We start from the raw sequence: 16,489 nt of genomic DNA, 5'->3' as shown, positions 1-16,489 counted from the left end.
TCAGCGCGCCGCGGAGCGCTGCTGGAACAGGGCGACCCCACGCAGCAGATCCAGCGCGCGGGCGAGCTGGAAGTCGAAGGGCGGCTCCGCCCCCTCCGCCGCCGCACCTTCGGCCGGTGCGGGAGCGGCACCCGGAACGGGGGCAGCGCCGGGCACCGCACCGGGCGCCGCCGGGGCGGCACCTGCGCCCGGTCCCGGGGCCGGCGCTGCCGGGTTCGGGGCGGCCGGCGTGCCGGGAGCGGCCGGGTTGGTGGTGGCCGGACGCGGCGCCTTGCTGGCGTCGGGGTTGACCAGCGCGCCCTTCAGATCGGCCTCGCGGCGGCGGATGACATTCTTGTCCAGATCCTCCACCTTGGCGACATGCACCTCGATGTCCGGGGTGATGCCGAGCTGCTGGATCGAGCGTCCCGACGGCGTGTAGTAGCGCGCCGTGGTCAGACGCATGGCGCCATGGCCGGGCAGCGGGATGATGGTCTGCACCGATCCCTTGCCGAAGCTCTGGGTGCCCATGATGATCGCGCGCTTGTGGTCCTGCAGGGCGCCGGCGACGATCTCGGAAGCCGAGGCCGAGCCGCCGTTGATCAGCACCACCAGCGGCATGCCCTTGATCAGGTCGCCCGGCTTGGCGTTGAAGCGGGTGCCCTCCTCGGCGCGCCGGCCGCGGGTCGACACGATCTCGCCCTTCTCCAGGAAGGTGTCGGAGACCGAGACCGCCTGGTCGAGCAGACCGCCCGGGTTGTTGCGCAGGTCGAGCACGAAGCCCTTCAGCTTGTCGCCCAACTGCTGCTGGATGGAGGAGATCGCCTTCTCCAGCCCGCTCTGGGTCTGCTCGTTGAAGCTGGTGATGCGGACATAGCCGATGTCGCCTTCCGTGCGGAAGCGGACCGACTGCACCTTGATGACGGCGCGGGTCAGCGACACGGTGAAGGGTTCGCCCGCCTCGCCGCGGCGGACGGTGACCTTCAGCTCGCTGCCCACCGGCCCGCGCATCTTCTCAACCGCCTCGTTCAGGCTGAGGCCCATCACCGCCTCGCCGTTCAACTGGACGATCAGGTCGCCCGGCTGGAGACCGGCGCGGAAGGCCGGGGTGTCGTCGATGGGCGACACGACCTTCACCAGGCCGTTCTCCATCGTCACCTCGATGCCCAGCCCGCCGAACTCGCCGCGGGTCTGGACCTGCATATCCTGGAAGCTTTTCTTGTTCAGATAGCTGGAATGCGGGTCGAGCGAGGTCAGCATCCCGTTGATCGCCGATTCGATCAGCTGTTCGTCGGTTACCGGCTCGACATATTCGGCGCGGACGCGCTCGAAGACGTCGCCGAACAGGTTCAGCTGCCGGTAGGTGTCCGACGAATTGCTGGACTGAGCAGTGACGGTGGCGACGCCGGCGCCCAGAAACACCAGAGCTGCCGCCGTTGCGGCGCGCTTGAACATCCTCATCTACCCTTGTCCTTTCCCCTCCGGGGCGCCGAACCCGCGTTGCGGATTGATCGGCTGGCCGTTTCGTCGCAGCTCGAAATAGAGATCCGGATTGCCGTCCGGCGGCATGACCGCCAGCGGTTCCCCGCTGGCCACCTTACGCCCGACGGCCGTTTCGATCCGGCCCAAACCCGCAATCAAACTATGATATCCGTTGCCGTGTTCCACGATCAAGATGAGGCCATAGCCCTTGAACGGGCCGGCGAACACGATGGTGCCGCCGCGCGGCGCCACCACGGCCGCCCCGGCCCGGGTCTGGACCGTCACGCCACGGCTGGTCGCGCCATAGCGGTCGGCCTCGCCGAAGCGGGTCGTCAGCTTGCCGGCGGCCGGCAGAACCATGCCGGAGACGGCCGGCGGGCCGTCCGGAGACTTCGCGGCCAGCTCGCGTTCACGTGCCGCTTCCCTGGCGGCCTCGTCCTTCGCGCGCTTTTCCTCGGCGGCCTTCTGGTCGGCGATTTTCTGTTCGGCGGCGCGCAGTTCGGCCAGCTTTCTTTCGGCCTCCTTGCGCTCCGCCTCCTTCTGGGCGGCGAGCCGACGCTCGGCCTCGCGCTTTTCCGCTTCGCGCTTGGCGGCTTCCTTGCGTTCCGCCTCGCGCCGCTCGGCTTCCCGGCGGGCGGCAGCTTCGATGGCGGCGCGGCGTTCGGCCTCGATGCGCTCCATCAGCTGGCGCAGGTCGGTGGCCTGCCCCGACAAATCCGCCATGCGCTGGCCGACCTGGACGCGCTCCTCCTCTGTCTGGCGCGACAGCTCCTCGCGCCGGGCGATCAGGCGGTTCATCTCGTCCTGCTTTTCGGTCAGCGCCACCCGCGCCGCCAATGCCTTCGCCCGCTGGTCGACCAGCTTACCGCGGGTGTCGGCCAGCGCGGTCAACGCCTGGGACAGCGCATCGGCCCGCGCCTTCAACGCCGGCACCGCATCGCGCAGCAGCAGGGCGGAGCGCAGGGTGTCCACGGGGCTTTCCGGCCGGGCCAGCGCGGCCTCCGGCGGGATGCGCGCCAGCCGCTGGAGGGCAGCCAGCAGGGTGGCGATCTGCTGGCGCTCGGCGTCGAGACCGGCGGAGCGCTCGCGCTCCTCACCCTCCAGGGCGGTGAGCGAGTCTTCCAGCTGGTCGAGCGTCTGTTCCTGCCCGCGCGCCTGATCGGCCAGCGCGATCAGCCGGCCGCGCAAGGTGTCGAGTTCGGTCTGAAGTGCCTGGGACTGGCGTTCCAGCTGCTGCTGGCGCTGCTTGCCGGTCTGAAGCTGCTGCTCGACCCGTTTCAGCGTGTCCTTGGGCGCTTCGGATTGGGCGTTCGCCGGCTGGGCGAGGATCAGGCCGGCGATGACGACGAAGCCGGCGAGAATACCCTCTCCCACTCCGGATACTCTGCCCCCTACGGATACCCTCTCCCCCCCGGGGAGAGGGCTGGGTGAGGGGGAAGCATTGCGGGATGTGAAACGAGATGCAGGACCAAGCGCCGAGCTTCCAGCAACTCCATGCCACGCGCCCCCCTCACCCCGACCCTCTCCCCGGGGGGGAAAGGGGGCATCAAGGGCGAAGGGACCGCTCCGCGCCATCCGTTATTCCGCCGCCGCGCGGGCGGCGGTGCGGACCAGCAGGTTGCGGCCGGTCATCTCGGTCGGCTTGGGCAGGCCCAGCAGGTCGAGCAGCGTCGGGGCGATGTCGGCCAGACGGCCGCTGTCGATGCGGGCGCCGGCCGGGCCGTTGACCAGCACCAGCGGCACCTTGTCCAGCGTGTGGGCGGTGTGCGGGCCGCCGGTCTCCGGGTCCTTCATCAGCTCGCAGTTGCCGTGATCGGCGGTGATCAGCATGGTGCCGCCGGCACGGCGCACCGCGGCCTCCACCTGACCGACGCTGGCGTCGACCGCCTGCACCGCCTTGATGGCAGCGTCCAGCATGCCGCTGTGGCCGACCATGTCGGGGTTGGCGAAGTTGACGACGATCAGGTCGTACTTGCCCGAATCGATGGCGCCGACCAGCTTGGCGGTCACTTCCGAGGCCGACATCTCGGGCTGGAGATCGTAGGTGGCCACCTTCGGCGACGGCACCAGGATGCGGTCCTCGCCCTCATAGACTCGCTCTTCGCCACCGTTGAAGAAGAAGGTGACGTGCGGGTACTTCTCGGTCTCGGCAATGCGCAGCTGCTTAAATCCGGCCTCGGAAACCACCTCGCCCAGCACCTTGGTCAGGGTTTTGGGCGGAAAGATGGTGGTCATCAGCTTCGCCAGCGCCGACGAATATTCGACCATGCCGACCACGGCGGCCAGCTTCGGCGCGCCGCCCTCCGGGGAACTGGCGACGGGGAACCCGTCGAAATCCTTCTCGACATAGGCGGCCAGTATCTCGCGGGCACGGTCGGCGCGGAAGTTCGCCATCAGGATGGCGTCGCCGTCCTTCATGCCGGCGTAATCGCCGATCACCGTCGGCAGGATGAACTCGTCATGCTTGTCGGCGGCATAGCTCTGCTCGATGGCCTGGATCGGGTCGGCGGCGCGCTCGCCCTCCGCCTTCGTCATCGCGGCATAGGCCTTGGCGACGCGGTCCCAGCGCTTGTCGCGGTCCATTGCGTAATAGCGGCCGATGACGGTCGCCACCTCGACACCCGGCAGATCGAAGACATCGGCCATGAACTCGGCGACCTGGTCCTTCGCGCTCTGCGGCGGAACGTCGCGGCCGTCGGTGAAGGCGTGGACCGCCACCGGCACGCCCTCGCGCGACAGCACGCCGGCCAGCGCGGCGATGTGGTCCTGGTGCGAGTGGACGCCGCCCGGCGACAGCAGGCCCATCAGGTGGACGCGTCCGCCGGTCTTGTGCATTTCCTTGACCAGATCGTTCAGCGCCGCGTTGCGCTCCAGATCGCCTTGGACGATGGCATGGTCGATCATCACCAGATCCTGCATGACGACCCGGCCGGCGCCGAGATTCATGTGCCCGACCTCGGAGTTGCCCATCTGGCCCTTGGGCAGGCCGACCTCCTCCTCGCTGGCGTCGAGGAAGGCCGTCGGTTCGGCCGACCACAGGCGGTCCCAGTTCGGGGTCTCGCCCAGCGCAATCGCGTTGTCGGACCGCTCCTCGCGATAGCCCCAGCCGTCCAGGATACAGAGGACGACGGGGCGGGGTCGGTTGGTCTCGGTCATCGCGCTTACCTTTCTCGAAAGGTTGTGGTCTCGGAGTTTCGTGTTTTCAGCTCCGGCGCTTTTCCGCGCGCCGGATGCGACGCTCGGAATCAGGACCTGTGATAGGGGTGACCGGCAAGAATTTGTTGAGCGCGATAGAGTTGCTCCGCAAGCATGCCGCGCACCAGCATGTGGGGCCAGGTCATCGGCCCGAAGGCGAGCAGGAAATCGGCCCGCGCGCGCACCGCGTCGCCATGGCCGTCGGCACCGCCGATCAGGAAGGCGAGATCGCCGGCGCCGCGGTCGCGCCAGTCGCCGATCTTGGCGGCGAAACTCTCGCTGGGCAGCGCCTTGCCGCGTTCGTCCAGCGCCACGACGATGGCGCCGGCCGGCACGGCGGCGAGCAGCAGCTCGGCCTCCTGCCGTTTCAATTCGTCGGAGGAGAGGCGTTTCTTCACCTCGACCTCCTTCAATGTGAAGGGCCAGCCGAGCCGTCCGACATACTCGTCGAACAGGTCGCGGGTCGGTCCGCCCCGCGACCGCCCCACGGCGGCGAGCCACAAACGCATGATGCGGCCCTCCGCCTGCGGCCCGTCAGGCGCTCAGCCGCGCCGTGCCCGACGGCGTCGGCAGTTCCAGACCCCACATCTTTTCGATGTTGTAGAAGGTCCGGACCTCCGGCTTGAACAGGTGGACGATCACGTCGCCGGCATCGACCAGCACCCAGTCGCACTGGGCCATGCCTTCCATCTCGACGCCGCGGACGCCGGCCTGCTTCAGCTTTTCGGCCAGCTTCACGGCCATGGCGCCGATGTGCCGCGTGTTGCGGCCCGACGCCACGATCATGTAATCGGCGAAGGTGGTTTTCCCGGCGAGATCGATGACGGTCACGTCATCTGCCTGGTCGGCGTCGAGCGACGCCTGGATGAGCGCCTTCAGGTCCTGCGGTTCCAGGATCTGGAGAACGGCGGCTGGCCGCGGAGCGGTCGCGGCCGTTTCGGTGTGCGTGGTGATGGCTCCAACCTCTTGCAACGGTGTCACGACCCGGCGGCCCGTGCCTGCCGGATCGCCGTCGCCGAGGCCGGGTGCAAGGGGTTGCGTAAGAACGCCCAGGCCGGCCGCCTGTGGCGCGCCAGCCCTTTTACCCCGGACACCGACACCCGCCGACGGGTGTAGCGCTGGGCGGCCTTGCCGCTCAACGCACCAAGAGAATAGGTTGGACGGGCGAAAACCGCAACGGCCACCGAGTCGAAGATTCGATTCCAGTGCTTCCAGCGTGGAATTTGCCGCAAATTGTCCGCCCCCATCAACCATACGAAGCGGGTTCTGGGGAAGCGGCGCTGAAGCTTGGCCAGCGTATCGGCGGTGTAGCGGGTGCCGAGAGCGGTCTCGATGGCCGTCACCTCGATCCGCGGATGGGCGGCGACGGCCCGCGCTTCCGCCAGCCGTTCGGGCAGCGACGCCATGCCGGAGGTGGACTTCAGCGGGTTTTGCGGGCTGACCATCCACCAGACGCGGTCGAGCCCGAGCGCCTTCAGCGCGAACAGGCTGATGTGCCGGTGCCCGGCATGGGCCGGATTGAACGACCCGCCGAGAATGCCGACCGTCAGCCCGGCATAGAGCGGGCCGGAATAGAGATGGGGGGCCTTCTCGAACCCGCGCTCCCCCCCGAAGCGGTCACCCTCTCCCCCCCGGGGAGAGGGTTGGGTGAGGGGGGCACGCTTCGAGGATCGTCCGGCAGACGGAACCCCCTCACCCTGCCCTCTCCCCGGGGGGGAGAGGGTTTCGACAGGGCGGAAGAGGGCGTTTTCCTTAAGGCCGCGTCTGGCCATCGCCGCGCACGACATACTTGTAGCTGGTCAGCTGCTCCGCACCCACCGGGCCGCGGGCGTGGAACTTGTCGGTGGAGATGCCGATCTCCGCCCCCATGCCGAACTCGCCGCCATCGGCGAATTGGGTCGAGGCGTTCCACAGCACGATGCCGCTGTCCACCCGGGACAGGAAGCGCTCCGCCACCGCCGGATCCTCGGTCAGGATCGATTCGGTGTGGTGGGAGCTGTGGGCGTTGATGTGGTCGATGGCCCCATCCACCCCGTCCACCACGCCGCAGGCGATGATGGCGTCGAGATACTCGGTGTCCCAATCCTCCGGCGCCACCGCCGTCACCCGCGGATCGGCCGCCTGGGCCGCCGCATCGCCGCGCACCGCGCAGCCGGCATCCAGAAGGTCCTTCACCAGAACCGGCAGGGCCGTGTCGGCGATGGCGCGGTCGACCAGCAGCGTCTCGGCGGCGCCGCAGATGGAGGTGCGGCGCATCTTGGCGTTCAGCACCACCTTGCGCGCCGTCTCCAGGTCGGCGGCGGCATCGACATAGACGTGGCAGTTGCCGTCCAGATGTTTGATGACCGGCACCCGGCTCTCGTCGGCAATGCGCTGGATCAGCGACTTGCCGCCACGCGGGATGATGACGTCGATGTAGTCGCGCATGGTCAGCATGTGGCCGACGGCGGCGCGGTCGGTGGTCGGCACCAGCTGGATCGCCGCCTCCGGCAGCCCGGCCTCGCGCAGCCCCTGCGCCAGACAGGAAGCGATGGCGCGGGACGAGCGGATGCTCTCCGACCCGCCGCGCAGGATGGCGGCGTTGCCCGACTTCAGGCAGATGCCGCCGGCATCCGCCGTCACGTTGGGCCGGCTTTCATAGATGATGCCGACGACGCCCAGCGGCACGCGGACGCGCTGGATGCGCAGGCCGTTGGGCCGCGTCCACTCCGCCAGCACGCCGCCGATGGGATCGGGGAAGTCGGCGATGTCCTCAAGCCCCTTGGCCATGCCCTCGATGCGCGTGTCGTCCAGCATCAGCCGTTCGCGCATGGGGCCGGACAGGTCGCGGGCGCTCGCCATGTCCTCGGCGTTCGCGGCCTTGATCTCGGCGGCGCGGGCGCGGATGGCCGCTGCCGCCGCCCTCAGCGCCCGGTCCTTCGACGGTCCTGGCACGGTCGCCAGCGCGGCCGCGGCGGCGCGGGCGGCGCGGCCGAGGGCGATCATCTGGTCGTGCAGGGCGTCGGTGGTATCGAGCAGGGCGGACATGGAGGTCTCCGGACACTCTATCCGTTGAAGGGACGACGACCTTAACGAATTGTTCGGGGTTGCGAAAGCCGCGCGGTTGTGGGACTTCGGCGTTGCGGTATGGGCGGGCGTGTGCAAAACGCAACGCGCAGCCCCGCGCCGGGCAAGGTTTTCGGGTAAGGTGACATGCTGACGCTGCTGCTGATCGTCTCCGCCTTCTTCGCCGGCGTGCTGAATGCCGTGGCCGGGGGCGGCAGCTTCCTGACCTTCCCGGCGCTGATCCTGGCCGGCGTGCCGCCGCTGAACGCCAACGCCACCAGCACCGTCGCGGTGTCGCCCGGCGCGCTGGCCAGCGCCTTCGGCTACCGGCGGGAGCTGGGACGCATCCGCGAGGTCCACCTGCCCTCCTTCCTCGGAATCAGCCTCGTCGGCGGGCTTCTGGGCGCGCTTCTGCTGCTGTGGACGCCGCAACGGACCTTCGAGATCATCGTGCCGTGGCTGCTGCTGTTCGCGACGCTGCTGTTCGCCATCGGCCCGACAGCCTCGGCCTGGGTCCGGCGGAATTTCACCATCGGCCACGGCACGGTGCTGGCGGTGCAGTTTCTGATCGCGGTCTATGGCGGCTATTTCGGCGGCGGCATCGGCATCCTGATCCTGGCGACGCTCGGCGTCTTCGGCCTGACCGACCTGCATGCGATGAACGGGTTGAAGTCGCTGGTCTCCGGCTGCCTCAACGCAGTGGCGGTGGCGGCCTTCGTCGTCGGCGGCGCGGTCTATTGGACGGAGGCGCTGATCATGCTGGTCGCCGCCATGGCCGGCGGCTATGCCGGCGCCTCGGTCGCCCGCCACATCCCGCCGCCGGTCCTGCGCAAGCTGGTGATCCTGGTTGGGGCGGCGATGACCGTCTATTTCTTCCTCACGAAAGCCTGACCCGAACGGAGCCCGCCGGCATGACCGCCCCTATCGACCGCCCCCCTGTTGATCGCGACTCCCTGCCCTACCGCCCCTGTGTCGGCATCATGCTGCTGAACGACCGCGGCGAGGTGTTCGTCGCCAAGCGCTGCGGGTCGGAGGCCGACTGGCAGATGCCCCAGGGCGGCATCGACGAGGGCGAGGATGCCCGCAGCGCCGCATTCCGCGAGCTGGAGGAGGAAATCGGCACGGCGAAGGCGGAGTTCATCGCCATGACCGCCGCCCCCCACCGCTACGACCTGCCCGACGATCTGCTGGGCCGGGTGTGGAAGGGCCGCTGGCGCGGGCAGGAGCAGATGTGGATGCTGGCCCGCTTCACCGGCGCCGAGGCCGACATCCGGCTCGACACCGACCACCCGGAATTCGACGCCTGGAAATGGATCGACGCGGAAGAACTGCCGGGCCTGATCGTCGCCTTCAAGCGCCCGGTCTATGAGTCCGTCCTGGCCGAATTCCGCCCGCTGATCGCGCCGGCGAAAGGCTGACGCCAGCCTGCCGGGGGGCCTGCCCCTCCGCCGTCCCATTTCCGCCATGTCCCATTTTTGATTGCGGTTATCCCCAACTTCCCGCCGCCGCCCCCTCCGTCCGAAGCTTGCGCTTAACGAATCCTTGAGACGCAGTCTGGCAACGTCGCTGCTGCAACCGGAATGCGCAAGAATGTGCCTGCCGTAGACGGAGGGGTGGCGTGTCGCTGATCAAGTGGACGGAGGAGGATGACGGCCGGCTCCGCCTGGGCCTGCCGAGCGACCTCGATTTGCCCATGGCGCAACCTCTGCTGGACAGCTTGCGCGCCGCCTTCAAGGCGTCGGCCGACGTAACCGTCCAGGCCGACGCCGTGGAGCGCATCAGCGCCGCCTGCATCCAGGCGCTGGTCGTCGCCGCCCGCGATGCGGCCGAGCGCGGGGCCGCCTTCGTCCTCGCCGCCCCGTCCGAGGTCCTGTCGGAAGCGTGCGAGGATCTGGGACTCGCCGCCTGGCTGAAGCAATGGAGCCGAGCGTGAAGAAGAAAGTGATGACGGTGGACGATTCGCGCACCATGCGCGACATGGTGTCCTTCACCCTGCGGGGAGCCGGCTATGACGTGGTGGAAGCCGCCGACGGCCAGCAGGCGATGAGCGCCATCGCCACCAACAAGGTGGATCTGGTCATCACCGACCTGAACATGCCGGTGATGGACGGGCTGACCCTGATCCGCAAGCTGCGCGCCATCCCGGCCCACCGCACCCTGCCGATCCTGATGCTGACCACCGAGGCGGACGAGAGCAAGAAGGCGGAAGGCCGCGCCGCCGGTGCGACCGGCTGGATCGTGAAGCCCTTCAACCCCGACAAGCTGGTGTCGGTGGTGCAGAAGGTCTGCGGCTGACCGCAAGCCGCCGGATTCAGGGAAAGGTGCAGCCGTGGACGATCTCAGCCGCTTCAAACAGACCTACTTCGACGAGAGCGCCGAACTCCTGGCGGTCGCCGAGGCCGGGCTGCTGCGTCTCGCCCCCGGCGAAATCGACATGGACGAGGTGAACGCGATCTTCCGCGCCGTCCATTCGATCAAGGGCGGCGGCGGGGCCTTCGGCTTCAACGACCTCGTCGCCTTCGCGCATGAATTCGAAACGGTGATGGACGGCGTGCGCAACGCCGAGATTCCGGTCAGCACCGAACTGGTCGACACGCTGATCCGCGCCAACGACGTGCTGGCCCGCCTGCTCGCCCACGCCGCCGACGAAACCGAGGCGCCGGCCGGCACCACCGACGACACCGTCGCCGCCCTCCGCCGCTTCCTGGGCAAGAGCGGGGAGCCGGCGGACGAGGCGCCGCCCGCACCGGCCGCCGGCATCCAGGCCACCGCAGGCTTCTATCCCGACGACGAGGATGACGAGGCCGGCATCTTCGGCGACGCGCTGGCGGCGATCCAGGCCGCGCGCGACGATCAGCCCGCGTCCGCTGCGGGTCCCGTTCCCAGCCCCGTTCCTGAAGGCAAGGTCCGCTGGACCATCGTCTTCCGCCCGAAGGCCGAACTGCTGCTGTCGGGCAACGAGCCGACCTACATGCTGCGCGCCCTGCGCCGCCTGGGCGAGGCGGAGGTGGTCTGCCATCTGGACAGGCTGCCCTCCCTGCGCGACCTCGACGCCGAACTGCTGCACCTGTCCTGGACGGTGACGCTGCTGGCCGACCCGCAGGTGGACCGCGCCCAGATCGACGACGTGTTCGAGTTCGTCGCCGACGACTGCGACATCCGCATCAGCGCCGAAGCCCCGCCGCCGGCGATCATCGCCCCCGCGATCATTCCGTCGGCGGAGCCGGTCACGCCCGCCCCGGCCGCCAACCTGCCGGAGCCGGTTGCCCCCGCAGCCGCACCGGCCATCCCGGCCGCCACCCAGGCCGCCACCACGTCGGGCGCAGCGAAGCCCGGCGACGGCGCCAGGCGGGCGAGCGGCGGCACTGGCGGCAGCGACCATTCCGGGCCGACCACCCACACCATCCGCGTCGATCTCGACAAGATCGACCGGCTCGTCAACATGGTCGGCGAGATGGTCATCACCCAGGCGATGATCGCCGAGCATCTGCGCGACCTGCCGCCGGGCCAGTTCCAGGAACTGCTGGAGGGGCTGGAAGGCCTCGCCCAGCACACCCGCGAACTGCGGGAAAGCGTGATGTCGATCCGCGCCCAGCCGGTTTCCAGCGTCTTCTCGCGCATGCCGCGGCTGGTGCGCGAATGCGCCGCCGTGACCGGCAAGGAGGTGATGCTGGTCACCACCGGCGAGACGACGGAGGTCGACAAGACGGTGGTGGAGAACCTCGTCGACCCGCTGACCCACATGATCCGCAACTCCATCGACCATGGGCTGGAAGGCCCGGAGGAGCGGGAGCGCGTCGGCAAGCCGCGCGCCGGCACAGTGCATCTGTCGGCCGCCCACCGGTCGGGCCGCATCGTGATCGAGGTGACCGACGACGGCCGCGGCATCAACCGTGCCAAGGTGCTGTCGAAGGCCATCGAGAAGGGCCTGGTGCAGCCGGGTGCCAGCCTGTCGGACGAGGAGATCGACCACCTGATCTTCCTGCCCGGTTTCTCCACCGCCGATCAGGTGTCGAACCTGTCCGGCCGCGGCGTCGGCATGGACGTGGTGCGGCGGAACATCTCCAGCCTGGGCGGGCGGATCGGCGTCTATTCGACGCCGGGCGAAGGGTCGCGCTTCGTCCTGTCGCTGCCGCTGACGCTGGCGGTGCTGGACGGCATGGTGATCTCGGTCGGGGAGGAGCGCTTCGTCCTGCCGCTGACCAACATCGTCGAAAGCCTGCGCCCGAAGCCCGCCGACCTGCATGGGCTGGTCAACAAGTGCGACGTCATGATGGCGCGCGGCGAATATGTCCGGCTCGTCCATCTGCACCGGTTGTTCGGCATCCCCAAGGCCATCGACGACGCCACCAAGGGGCTGGTCGTGCTGGTGGAGACTGAGGACGGCTCCCGCCTCGGCCTTGTGGTGGACGAGGTGCTGGGCCAGCAGCAGGTCGTCATCAAGAGCCTGGAATCCAACTTCCGCCGGCTGGACGGCGTCGCCGCCGCCACCATCCTGGGCGATGGCCGGGTCGCCCTGATCCTGGACGTGGCGGGCCTGCGCGAAATGAGCCGCCATGGTTCAGGCACCGGCACCGGCAACGCCCCCGGCGCCAGCCCCCCGCCTTCCCCGTCCCTGCCCGCCCCGGCGGACAAGTCCGACCAGCGTCAACGCCAAACGGTTTGAGGTTCAGCGATGAGCAGTTCCACCGCAATCGCCCCTGTCAGTTCCCGCACCGATCTCCAGCCGGCCGGCGCCGCGAACGGCAGCGAGGAGCAGTACGTCACCTTCACCGTCGGCAGCGAGGAGTACGGGGTCAACATCCTGGCAGTTAGGGAAATCCGCGGCTGGACGCCGGAAAGCCGGTTGCCCAATCTTCCCGACTATGTCCGCGGCGTGATCAACCTGCGCGGCATCATCATCCCGATCTTCGACCTGCGGGCCCGCTTCGGCGGCGGCCTGACCCAGGTGACGAAGCGCCATGTCGTGGTGGTGATGCAGGTGGGGGAGCGAACGCGCGGCATCCTGGTCGACGCCATTTCCGACATACTCGCCATCGGCCATGACGCCATCAAGCCGCCGCCCGACGTCGACAGCGGTCTGGTCGACGCCGAGTATCTCAGCGGCCTCTACACCGCCGAGAACCGGATGGTGACCCTGCTCAATGTGGGGAAGCTGTTCGCCGGCGAGCATGTCGACCAGGACGCCACCCGCGCAGCGCTGGAGCCGACCTGATACCGGTTGGCGATCCCCCGGCTGCGCAGGCCGCAACGAGAAGCCATAAAAAGAGGGAACGTCAGCGATGGCCACCGACGGTACGATCGCCAAATCCGGCAACCTCCTCAGCAACATGCGCATCGCCAGGCGGCTGTGGCTGGTCTTCGGCCTGCTGCTGGTTCTGATCGCCGCCCAGTCCGGCACCGGCATCTATGGGCTGGACGGGCTGAACCGGCGCATCGACAGCGTCATCGCGTCGGGCGACCTCGCCGTCTTCGCCAAGGATCTGGAAAGCCGCCTGGGGGCGCAACGGCTGCAAACCCGGGACTACATCAATCTCGGCACCACCGAGGCGCTGGACCGGCTGCGCGTCCTGCGCGGGGAGTTCGAATCGGCGATGTCGGACCGGCAGGCCATGATGAAGGCCTCCCCGCAGGCTGCCGCTTTCGCCGACCTCAACAGCCTGCATGGCGTCTACCACGAGAAATTCGACGCGGTGCGGACCGTACGCGAGCGTGCCGACCGGACGCTGCACGAACGCATGGACCCGCTGGGCACCCAGGTGACCAAGCGGCTGGAAGAGGCGGTGGCCGCGGCCGACGCCTCCGGCGACAAGGACATCGCGTTCGGCATGCAGGAGGTGGAGAAGCGCTGGCTGCTGACCCGCTTCTACGCCAACCGCGCCATCGGCCTGCGCGATCCGGCCGCCGCCGCCCAGGTGGAGGCGGAAGGCAAGGCGATGGGCGGCGGGATCGCCCGGCTGTCCACCCTGCTGCAAAACAATGCCGCCCTGTCCGTGGCCCTGCGCGACGTCGACGCCCGCGCCGCCGAATACCGCAGCGCCTTCCGCGAGATCGTCGCCGCCAATGACGACGCCAGGCGCCGCACCGACGACCTCGTGACCGCCGCATCCGCGGTCAACCGCGCCATCGACGGCATCGTCGCCTCCATCGCCGCCGGCTCCAGGGCCATCGAGCAGGAGGCCGGCGGCGAGGCCGCCTTCACCATCCGCCTGACGGTCGGTCTTGGCCTGCTGTCGCTGGTGATCGGCATCCTCGCCGCCAACCGCATCGCCGCCTCCATCGTCGGGCCGGTCACCGGCATCCGCCGGGTGATGACCGAACTGACGGAGGGCAAGCTGTCGGTCAGCGTCCCCCACACCGGCCAGCAGGACGAGTTGGGCGACATGGCCCGCGCCGTCGACGCCTTCAAGGACGAGGCGGTGGAGGCCCTGCGCTCCCGCATCGCGCTGGAACGGGTGTCGGCCAACATCATGATGGCCGATGCCGACGGCCGCATCCTCTACGCCAACGACTCGATCATGGCGATGTTCCGCCATGCCGAGGCCGACCTGCGCACCGCGCTGCCAGGCTTCGATCCGACCAGGCTGGTCGGACAGAATTTCGACGTTTTCCACCGCGACCCGACCCACCAGCGCCGCTTGCTGACCGATCTGACCCACACCCATCGCGGCTTGGCCAAGACCGGCGGCCGCACCTTCCAGGTCATCGCCAACCCGGTGGTCAGCCGCCAGGGCGAGCGGCTCGGCACCGTCATCGAATGGCGCGACCTGACCGAGGAGCTGGCGATCGAGGCGGAGATTGGCGCCATGGTGGAGAATGCCGTGCGCGGCGACTTCACCCACCGCATCCCGCTGGACGGCAAGAGCGGCTTCTTCCGGCTGGTCAGCGAAGGCATCAACCGCCTGTCCGGGAACATCGCCGCCGTCACCGAGGATCTGGCAACGGTGCTGGAATCCCTGTCGCGCGGCGACCTGACCAGCCGCATCGACAAGCAGTATGAAGGCGTGTTCCAGCGGCTGAAGGACGATTTCAACGGCACGGTCGGCCGTCTGTCGGAAATCGTGCAGCGCATCGACCATGCCGCCGGCTCCATTGCCATCGCCAGCCGCGAAGTGGCGGAAGGCAGCATGGACCTGTCGGAGCGGACCGAACAGCAGGCCTCCTCGCTGGAGGAGACCGCGGCCAGCATGGAACAGCTCGCCGCCACCGTGCGATCCAACGCCGACAACGCCCAGCAGGTCAACGGCTACGCCACCGAGGCGCGCGCCGCGGCCTCGCGCGGCGGGCAGGTGGCGACCAGTGCGGTGGAGGCGATGCGCCGGATCGAACAGTCGTCGCAGAAGATCTCCGACATCATCGGGGTGATCGACGAGATCGCCTTCCAGACCAACCTCTTGGCGCTGAACGCGGCGGTGGAGGCGGCGAGGGCCGGCGACGCCGGGCGCGGCTTCGCCGTGGTGGCGCAGGAGGTGCGGCAGCTCGCCCAGCGCTCCGCCCAGGCCTCGAAGGAGATCAAGGCGCTGATCCTGGACAGCGGCGGGCAGGTGCGCGAGGGCGTCGACCTCGTGCGGTCGGCCGGCAGCTCCCTGACGGAGATCGTGTCTGGCATCGGCCGCGTCGCCGATCTGGTGTCGGAGATCGCGCGGGCGACCGCCGAGCAGGCGTCGGGCCTCGACGAGGTCAACATCGCCATTTCGCAGATGGACGAGATGACCCAGAAGAACGCCGCCCTGGTGGAGGAAAGCACCGCCGCCGCCCGCTCCCTGGAGGATCAGGCCGACCAGCTGCGCCAGCAGATGACCTTCTTCACCCTCGATCGCAGATCAGCCTGACCCGAGATCTCCTGACGATGCCCCCGGTGCCGCGATGACCGACCGCTCGCCCGCCTCACTGACCGAACCCGAGACGCTGCGTCGCCCCCCGGCGGCGCCGGCCGCGGTGTTCGGTGGCGCGCGCGAATTCCATTTCGAGCGGCACCATTTCGACCTGATCGCCGGGCTGCTCTATCAGCTGGCCGGCATCGCGCTGGCGCCGCACAAGGCGGAGATGGTCTATGCCCGGCTGGCCCGCCGCCTGCGCGAGCTGCGGCTGCCCGATTTCGACGCCTATTGCGCCCTGCTGCAAAGCGACGGCGTGGCCGACGAGATCGGCTTCCTGGTCAATGCGCTGACCACCAACCTGACCAGCTTCTACCGCGAATCGCATCATTTCGACTTCCTCGCCTCCACCGTCCTGCCCGAACTGCGGGCGTTGAACGCCCACAAGCCGAAACCGCGGCTGCGGCTGTGGTCGGCCGGCTGCTCCTCCGGGCCGGAGCCCTACACCATGGCGATGGTGCTGGTCTCATCCATGGGGGCGGAGCTGCGCCGCTGGGATGCCCGCATCCTCGCCACCGACATCGACACCCACATGGTGGAAACCGCCCGGCGCGGCATCTACCCGCTGTCGGGCGCCACCGGCATTCCGCCGGCGATCCGCCAGCGCTTCACCACCGACACCCGGCTGGACGGCGAGCAGGCGGTGGCGATGGGCGAGGAGCTGAAGCGCCTTGTGACCGTCAAGCCCCTGAACCTGCTGGAACATTGGCCGATGTCCGGCCCATTCGACGCGATCTTTTGCCGCAATGTCCTGATTTATTTCGACCGCCGTGGCCGGATGCAGGTGATAGAGAACTTCGCCCGGATGCTCCGCCCCGGCGGGTATCTGTTCCTCGGCCACTCGGAGAGCCTGTATGGCGTGTCGAACCTGTTCCGGCAGGCCGGTCCGACCATCTACCGGAGGGAGTGAG

Annotated in this window: 15 protein-coding genes; 8 read left to right on the top strand and 7 right to left on the bottom strand. The window is 68.8% G+C overall.

Going from position 1 to position 16,489, the window contains the following annotated elements:
- From CRT60_RS24695 to CRT60_RS24665, 7 genes are all read right to left on the bottom strand, one after another.
- Window positions 1–1,440, bottom strand: coding sequence for a S41 family peptidase (locus CRT60_RS24695; protein ID WP_098739203.1), 1,440 nt, complete (start codon window positions 1,438–1,440; stop codon window positions 1–3).
- Window positions 1,441–2,835: a murein hydrolase activator EnvC family protein gene (locus CRT60_RS24690; protein ID WP_244592738.1), complete on the bottom strand. Its 1,395-nt coding sequence runs from the start codon at window positions 2,833–2,835 to the stop codon at window positions 1,441–1,443.
- A 204-nt stretch (window positions 2,836–3,039) separates the two neighbouring features.
- Complete coding sequence (gpmI, locus tag CRT60_RS24685; RefSeq protein ID WP_098739202.1) at window positions 3,040–4,617, bottom strand: 2,3-bisphosphoglycerate-independent phosphoglycerate mutase; 1,578 nt, start codon at window positions 4,615–4,617, stop codon at window positions 3,040–3,042.
- An 89-nt stretch (window positions 4,618–4,706) separates the two neighbouring features.
- Window positions 4,707–5,165 carry a 23S rRNA (pseudouridine(1915)-N(3))-methyltransferase RlmH gene (gene rlmH, locus CRT60_RS24680; protein WP_014248610.1) on the bottom strand — a complete coding sequence of 153 codons (459 nt, stop codon included), beginning with the start codon at window positions 5,163–5,165 and terminating at the stop codon, window positions 4,707–4,709.
- 25 nt (window positions 5,166–5,190) lie between these two features.
- Window positions 5,191–5,637, bottom strand: coding sequence for a ribosome silencing factor (gene rsfS, locus CRT60_RS24675; protein WP_098739201.1), 447 nt, complete (start codon window positions 5,635–5,637; stop codon window positions 5,191–5,193).
- Window positions 5,634–6,206, bottom strand: coding sequence for a nicotinate-nucleotide adenylyltransferase (locus CRT60_RS24670; RefSeq protein ID WP_098741014.1), 573 nt, complete (start codon window positions 6,204–6,206; stop codon window positions 5,634–5,636). Before CRT60_RS24670 ends, rsfS begins: the two co-directional genes overlap by 4 nt.
- 202 nt (window positions 6,207–6,408) lie before the next feature.
- Complete coding sequence (locus CRT60_RS24665) at window positions 6,409–7,683, bottom strand: glutamate-5-semialdehyde dehydrogenase (RefSeq protein WP_098739200.1); 1,275 nt, start codon at window positions 7,681–7,683, stop codon at window positions 6,409–6,411.
- A 165-nt stretch (window positions 7,684–7,848) separates the two neighbouring features.
- Between CRT60_RS24665 and CRT60_RS24660 the strand changes: the two genes are divergently transcribed.
- The 8 genes from CRT60_RS24660 to CRT60_RS24625 all read left to right on the top strand — a co-directional run bounded on the left by CRT60_RS24660 (window position 7,849) and on the right by CRT60_RS24625 (window position 16,488).
- Window positions 7,849–8,592: a sulfite exporter TauE/SafE family protein gene (locus CRT60_RS24660; protein WP_098739199.1), complete on the top strand. Its 744-nt coding sequence runs from the start codon at window positions 7,849–7,851 to the stop codon at window positions 8,590–8,592.
- Between the two features lie 20 nt (window positions 8,593–8,612).
- Window positions 8,613–9,119: an RNA pyrophosphohydrolase gene (locus CRT60_RS24655; RefSeq protein WP_098739198.1), complete on the top strand. Its 507-nt coding sequence runs from the start codon at window positions 8,613–8,615 to the stop codon at window positions 9,117–9,119.
- A gap of 200 nt (window positions 9,120–9,319) precedes the next feature.
- A complete protein-coding gene (locus CRT60_RS24650; RefSeq protein WP_098739197.1) occupies window positions 9,320–9,634 on the top strand; it encodes an STAS domain-containing protein in 315 nt (104 codons plus the stop codon).
- Window positions 9,619–9,996, top strand: coding sequence for a response regulator (locus tag CRT60_RS24645; RefSeq protein WP_098739196.1), 378 nt, complete (start codon window positions 9,619–9,621; stop codon window positions 9,994–9,996). The genes CRT60_RS24650 and CRT60_RS24645 overlap by 16 nt, the downstream gene beginning before the upstream one ends.
- A gap of 34 nt (window positions 9,997–10,030) precedes the next feature.
- Entirely contained in the window at window positions 10,031–12,367 is a 2,337-nt protein-coding gene (locus tag CRT60_RS24640) for a chemotaxis protein CheA (RefSeq protein WP_098739195.1), read from the top strand.
- Window positions 12,368–12,376: 9 nt separating this feature from the next.
- Window positions 12,377–12,916 (top strand): chemotaxis protein CheW, encoded by a 540-nt coding sequence (locus CRT60_RS24635; RefSeq protein ID WP_098739194.1) that lies wholly within the window; start codon window positions 12,377–12,379, stop codon window positions 12,914–12,916.
- A 67-nt stretch (window positions 12,917–12,983) separates the two neighbouring features.
- Window positions 12,984–15,533: a methyl-accepting chemotaxis protein gene (locus CRT60_RS24630; protein WP_098739193.1), complete on the top strand. Its 2,550-nt coding sequence runs from the start codon at window positions 12,984–12,986 to the stop codon at window positions 15,531–15,533.
- A gap of 34 nt (window positions 15,534–15,567) precedes the next feature.
- Window positions 15,568–16,488, top strand: a complete 921-nt coding sequence (locus CRT60_RS24625; RefSeq protein ID WP_098739192.1) for a CheR family methyltransferase — start codon at window positions 15,568–15,570, stop codon at window positions 16,486–16,488.
- Window position 16,489 lies beyond the last annotated feature (1 nt).

The organism is Azospirillum palustre (assembly GCF_002573965.1).
GTDB classification, from domain to species: Bacteria; Pseudomonadota; Alphaproteobacteria; order Azospirillales; family Azospirillaceae; genus Azospirillum; species Azospirillum palustre.
The sequence above is the reverse complement of the archived record's forward strand: the minus strand, read 5'-3'. Positions and strand labels throughout refer to the sequence as shown.